The sequence below is a fragment of the Kitasatospora sp. NPDC024654 genome, from assembly GCF_055559155.1.
This window is the reverse complement of the sequence record NZ_JBVHLF010000140.1, coordinates 5,771-10,841: the sequence shown is the minus strand read 5'-3', so window position 1 is coordinate 10,841 and position 5,071 is coordinate 5,771. Positions and strand designations below refer to the sequence as shown.

The following is a 5,071-nucleotide window of genomic DNA, read 5'->3' as shown; positions in this document are numbered from 1 at the left end:
TGGCGCGAGGTCGAGGACCACGTCGCCCGGAAGCAGACGGCCCGCTATGACACCGCCGTCGCTCTCCTGGTCGAGCTCCGTGACGCCTGTGACCATGTCGGACGCGGCCTTCAGTTCCGGCAGCGGCTGGCCGCGCTCCGCGAGCAGTACCAGCACCTGCCCGGCCTGTTGCGCCGGCTCGACGACCGAGCACTGCGAGGCTGATGCCTGTCCGTCTCACTTGCGGGTAGGGCTCGCCGAGAGACACCGGGCCCCCGGCGGCGGCGATCCAGCTGCTGGTGTCAGTGGCCCTCGGTCCAGAACTGCTGGAGCCGCGCGATCGCCTTCGCCTTGTCCAGCTCGGCGACCTGGTCCTCGGTGAGTCCGACGCGGTTGATCAGCAGGTGGACCAGGTCTACGGGAAGCGCCTCGCGTGGTGGCTCAGGCGCGCCTCGATCGGGAAGCTCTCCTTCCAGGACACACGGCCAGAAGACATCCTCGGTCACGTCCAGCTGATCGCGGAGGATGTGCGCCCACATGCTCGCGCCGTACACGGTGCGGTCGACCGGATGCGACACCCGAGTACGCAGGATCCGCCCATCGGGGAGCCCGAACTCATACGTGATGTGGTGGGTGCCGGTGCGGCCGCGCGCGTCACGTACGCGGTCCCAGCCTTCGACCTTGCAGAACTGCTCGTGTCGTTCGCGTGTCGGCTGAGGCCAGGTCACTTCGCGACTCCGAGCAGCCAATCACGGAGCTGCGCGTCGTCGCTGAGACCGATCAACTGAACCAGGCCCCAATTGTCACGATGGTTGGGCGCGTTAAGAAGCCGGTCCTGCCAGTCCTCCGCGTACTCGCGAAGCGCGTCGATCATCTCGTCGATGGCCTCGTCGAACGTAGCGCCGTCCGCGGCGACCGGCAGGCCGGGGAGGAACACCGACCAGCCACCGCCCTCAGCGACCACCTCGGCCTTGGACGAACACAGCAGAGTGAGGGCGTGGCGCAGCCGCCCCGCGTCGACTACCGCCGCATACCCGGTGTCCCGGCGAACGGTCGCGACCCGGCCCTGCCCGGCTGCGTCCAGCAGATCCTTCAGGTGTGCGCGGGCTTCGGTGTAGCTCTCGTAGTGGACTGCTGTCATTGGGAGCCTCCTCGTCCGAGAACCAGGGTCGTCGTCTGGCAGAAGTACGTCAAGTACGTTACGTACTCGCCGGAGAGGAGTGACCGTCCGCTGCGCCGTTGGCGTCAAGCAATGCGAAAATGCCCCCGAAGCGAGCTGCTTCGAGGGCATCGTGCCTGGTCAAGGCTGGTGGCCAGGGCCGGGGTCGAACCGGCGACCTTCCGCTTTTCAGGCGGACGCTCGTACCAACTGAGCTACCTGGCCGTACTGCACCATCCCTTGCGGGACGAGCGATCCTGACGGGACTTGAACCCGCGACCTCCACCTTGACAGGGTGGCGAGCTAACCAACTGCTCCACAGGACCTCGACAGAGTCTTGCGACCCTGACTGTACTACGTCGTGCGGCACTACTTGTGTTACTGGGTACTGCGTGCCCCCAACGGGATTCGAACCCGTGCTACCGCCTTGAAAGGGCGACGTCCTGGGCCACTAGACGATGAGGGCTTGCGGCCCGCCCGGCTGTATCCAGCGGTCGGGGACGTTCAGAAGCATATGGGATCCCGGCGGGAACGCCAAAACGGGTTTCGGTCGCGGTCACGGCCGGCGGCGGAATCAGGACCAGCCGAGTTCGTGCAGCTCGTGGTCGTCGAAGCCGAAGTGGTGGGCCACCTCGTGGATCACCGTGGTGCGGACCTCGGCGATCACCAGCTCGGGGGTCTCGCACAGGCGCAGGGCCGGGCCGCGGTAGATGATGATCCGGTCGGGCAGCACCCCCGCGTACCACTCGCCGCGCTCGGTGAGCGGGGTTCCCTCGTAGAGACCGAGCAGGTCGGGGGTGGCCGGGTCGGGTTCGTCCTCGACGAAGACCGCCACGTTGTCCATCATCGCCGCCAGCTGCGGGGGGATCTGGTCGAGGGCGTCGCTGACCAGCGTCTCGAAGTCGTCCCGGCTCATGTCCACGGGGTCATTGTCGGGTCCGGGCTGAGGGAGTGCCAGGTGTGTGCCGGGGGCGCCCGGCCCGCGTCGGACGGTCGGTGGCCGGTAGGTGGCCGGGTTTCGGGTGTGCGGGCGGCCGTGACCCGGCGGCGCGCCAGGCGTTGGGCACCGGAGAACGGCCGCGCGCGAGGCGCGGCGGCCAGGGTGGGGCGGGCAGGAGAGGCGGCGGCGATGGTTCCGACGGGTGTGGCGGGGTCGGTGGGCACGAACGGGACGGCGGGCTCGGCGGGCGGTGCGCTTCGGCCGCCGACCGCGGGCGCGGCGCGTGCGGTGGCGTCCGACCGGCGGGCGGGCGGGGCGGCGCAGGCGGGGCGGGCCGAGCGGGCCGGGACGGCGGCCTTCCGTCACGTCGCGACGCGGACCGTGGTGCGCACCGCCGTGCTGGCCCTGGCCGGGCTGACCATGACCGGCTGCATGGAGGTCGGGTCGGGTGCCGACCAGCAGCCCACCGGCCAGTCCGTGGGGCTCAACCCCAGCGTGCGAGCCTCCGCGAGCGCCGGGCCACAGGCGCGCTCCGGGGCGGGCGTGCGTCCGGAGCGCGCCGGTGGAGCGCGGGGTGAGGGCGGATCAGGGGCCGGTGGTGAGGCGGCGAACGGATTGACCCCCGTCAATGACCCGAGCGTGGGCGCGTCGCCCGGGGCGGCGGCCGCGGTGTCGACCGGCGTGGTGGTCGTCCCGGCGCCGCCGGCACCGGCCGGCGGCGGGCAGCAGGGCGGGTCGGGCGGTGAGCGGGCGCCGGGCGGTGGTGCGGGCCCGGCGGGGGGCGCGGGCGGGTCGGCGGCGTCCGGCGCGCCGGGGCAGGGGGGCGGCGGTTCGTCCGCCGGCGGTGGTGGCAACGGTGGCGGGGCGGCTGGTTCGGGGGGCGCGGCGGGGGGTTCCGGGGGCGGCAAGGCCAGCCCGGGCGCCCCGGCCGCGCCGTCGGCGGCTCCCGGGCGCCCGTCCGCCTCGCCGTCGACCGCGCCCGCGCCGGTACCGTCCGTGACGGCGGGTGGCGGTGGCGGCGGTTCCGCTGCCCCGACCGGCGCTCCGGCTGCGCATTGACGATCTGGCCAGCAGGTTTGCCTGTGGACCGATGGCTCGTCTATGGTGGTAGATCGTTCGTTTGATCCATTTGCCCGGCGCCCTTTACCTCTTCACTGGCGCCCTTGGCGCGTACCGGCGATCCGTGGCTGACCGCATAGAGGCGGTTGTAAGCAGACCCCCGGACTTAGGCGCGTGCCACTTCCGGAAGGTTTTGCATGTCTCTCGTTGACGACGACCGCTTCGCCATGCCCACGAACACGCAGGACGAGGTGGCCGCCGCCGCTGACCTGTCCGTTCCGACCCAGACCGCCGAGGCTGTCGAGGCCGCCGAGGTCGAGGCGCCCGCCGAGCCCACCGTCACCTTCGGCGACCTCGGTCTGCACGACGACGTGGTGCGCGCCCTCGCCAAGCGCGGCGTGACCACCCCGTTCCCGATCCAGGCCGCCACCATCCCGGACGCGCTGGCCGGCAAGGACGTGCTCGGCCGCGGCCGGACCGGCTCGGGCAAGACCCTGAGCTTCGGCCTGCCGCTGCTCACCCGCCTCGCCGACGGCGAGCGCACCAAGCCCAAGCACCCGCGCGGCCTGATCCTGGTCCCGACCCGCGAGCTGGCCATGCAGGTCGCCGACGCGCTGGAGCCCTTCGGCTCGGTGCTCGGTCTGCGCCTCAAGGTGGTCTGCGGTGGGACCTCGATGTCCAACCAGATCTACGCGCTGGAGCGCGGCGTCGACGTGCTGGTCGCCACCCCGGGCCGGCTGCGCGACCTGATCAACCGCGGTTCCGCCAAGCTCGCCGACGTCCAGGTGGCCGTCCTCGACGAGGCCGACCAGATGGCCGACATGGGCTTCCTGCCCGAGGTCACCGAGATCCTCGACCAGGTCCCGTCGGGCGGCCAGCGGCTGCTCTTCTCCGCCACCCTGGAGAACGAGATCGACACCCTGGTCAAGCGCTACCTGAACAACCCGGTCACCCACGAGGTCGACCCGTCGGCGGGCGCGGTCACCACCATGACCCACCACATCCTCGTGGTGAAGCCGAAGGACAAGGCGCCGATCACCAACGCGATCGCCGCCCGCAAGGGCCGGACGATCATCTTCGTCCGTACCCAGATGGGTGCCGACCGGGTGGCCGAGCAGCTGATCGAGGCCGGCGTGAAGGCCGACGCGCTGCACGGTGGGATGACCCAGGGCGCCCGCACCCGGGTGCTCGGCGACTTCAAGGACGGCTACGTCAACGTGGTCGTCGCCACCGACGTCGCCGCCCGTGGCATCCACGTCGACGGCATCGACCTGGTGCTGAACGTCGACCCGGCCGGCGACCACAAGGACTACCTGCACCGCTCCGGCCGCACCGCCCGGGCCGGCCGCTCCGGCACCGTGGTCACCCTGGTGCTGCCGCACCAGCGGCGCGGCGTCTTCCGGCTGATGGAGGACGCGGGCGTGGACGCCTCGCGCCACATCCTGGACCACGCCTTCGACGCCGAGGTGGCCCGGATCACCGGTGCCCGTTCGCTGATCGAGGTCCAGGCGGAGAGCGCCTCGGGCATCGCCGGTGCGGCGGAGCGCGAGGTCGCCGAGATGACCCGCCAGCTGGAGCGGGCGCAGCGTCGGGCGAACGAGCTGCGCGAGGAGGCCGACCGGCTGGCGGCGCGGGCCGCGCGGGAGCGGGCCGAGCTGGGCATCGAGGAGGAGGCTCCGGCGGCGGAGGGTGCCGAGGGCGCGGAAGCGGCCGAGGCGGTTGCCGAGGTCGCGCCGGTGCGCGAGGTCCGGGAGGTGCGCGAGGAGCGGGCTCCGGCCTACCGGGAGCTGCGGAGCGAGCGTCCGTCCTTCGGCGGCGGTCGTGACCGTGACCGTGACCGGGACCGGGACCGGGACAACCGTGGTGGTTTCGGCGGTGGCCGGGACCGCGACGACCGTGGTGGCCGTTCGTTCGGTGACCGTCCGGCCCGCTCC

The 5,071-nt window shown here is 72.1% G+C and carries 5 protein-coding genes, 3 tRNA genes and 1 pseudogene; 3 read left to right on the top strand and 6 right to left on the bottom strand.

The annotated features are described in order from the left end of the window. Nucleotides 1–204, top strand: a pseudogene (locus ACZ38L_RS36630) (hypothetical protein); the annotation flags it as partial. Between the two features lie 77 nt (nucleotides 205–281). Here the strand turns inward: ACZ38L_RS36630 and ACZ38L_RS36625 are convergent. From ACZ38L_RS36625 to ACZ38L_RS36600, 6 genes are all read right to left on the bottom strand, one after another. Then, nucleotides 282–707: a cytotoxic translational repressor of toxin-antitoxin stability system gene (locus tag ACZ38L_RS36625; RefSeq protein ID WP_465701872.1), complete on the bottom strand. Its 426-nt coding sequence runs from the start codon at nucleotides 705–707 to the stop codon at nucleotides 282–284. After that, nucleotides 704–1,120 carry a prevent-host-death protein gene (locus tag ACZ38L_RS36620; protein WP_402426961.1) on the bottom strand — a complete coding sequence of 139 codons (417 nt, stop codon included), beginning with the start codon at nucleotides 1,118–1,120 and terminating at the stop codon, nucleotides 704–706. The genes ACZ38L_RS36625 and ACZ38L_RS36620 overlap by 4 nt, the downstream gene beginning before the upstream one ends. A gap of 166 nt (nucleotides 1,121–1,286) precedes the next feature. Further along, nucleotides 1,287–1,363 (bottom strand) — tRNA-Phe (locus ACZ38L_RS36615). A gap of 27 nt (nucleotides 1,364–1,390) precedes the next feature. After that, nucleotides 1,391–1,464 (bottom strand) — tRNA-Asp (locus ACZ38L_RS36610). 67 nt (nucleotides 1,465–1,531) lie between these two features. Then, nucleotides 1,532–1,604, bottom strand: a tRNA-Glu gene (locus ACZ38L_RS36605). Nucleotides 1,605–1,712: 108 nt separating this feature from the next. Beyond that, on the bottom strand, nucleotides 1,713–2,054 hold the full coding sequence (locus tag ACZ38L_RS36600) for a metallopeptidase family protein (RefSeq protein WP_465701878.1): 342 nt from the start codon (nucleotides 2,052–2,054) through the stop codon (nucleotides 1,713–1,715). Between the two features lie 213 nt (nucleotides 2,055–2,267). Between ACZ38L_RS36600 and ACZ38L_RS36595 the strand changes: the two genes are divergently transcribed. Continuing rightward, nucleotides 2,268–3,137 carry a hypothetical protein gene (locus ACZ38L_RS36595; RefSeq protein ID WP_465701870.1) on the top strand — a complete coding sequence of 290 codons (870 nt, stop codon included), beginning with the start codon at nucleotides 2,268–2,270 and terminating at the stop codon, nucleotides 3,135–3,137. 197 nt (nucleotides 3,138–3,334) lie between these two features. Continuing rightward, nucleotides 3,335–5,071: DEAD/DEAH box helicase (locus tag ACZ38L_RS36590; RefSeq protein ID WP_465701868.1), on the top strand; the 1,737-nt coding region annotated here is incomplete at its 3' end.

Coding starts and splice junctions, on each gene's coding strand:
- ACZ38L_RS36620 (WP_402426961.1), bottom strand. CDS start 1,120: ATGACAGCAGTCCACTACGAGAGCTACACCGAAGCCCGCGCACACCTG.
- ACZ38L_RS36600 (WP_465701878.1), bottom strand. CDS start 2,054: ATGAGCCGGGACGACTTCGAGACGCTGGTCAGCGACGCCCTCGACCAG.
- ACZ38L_RS36595 (WP_465701870.1), top strand. CDS start 2,268: ATGGTTCCGACGGGTGTGGCGGGGTCGGTGGGCACGAACGGGACGGCG.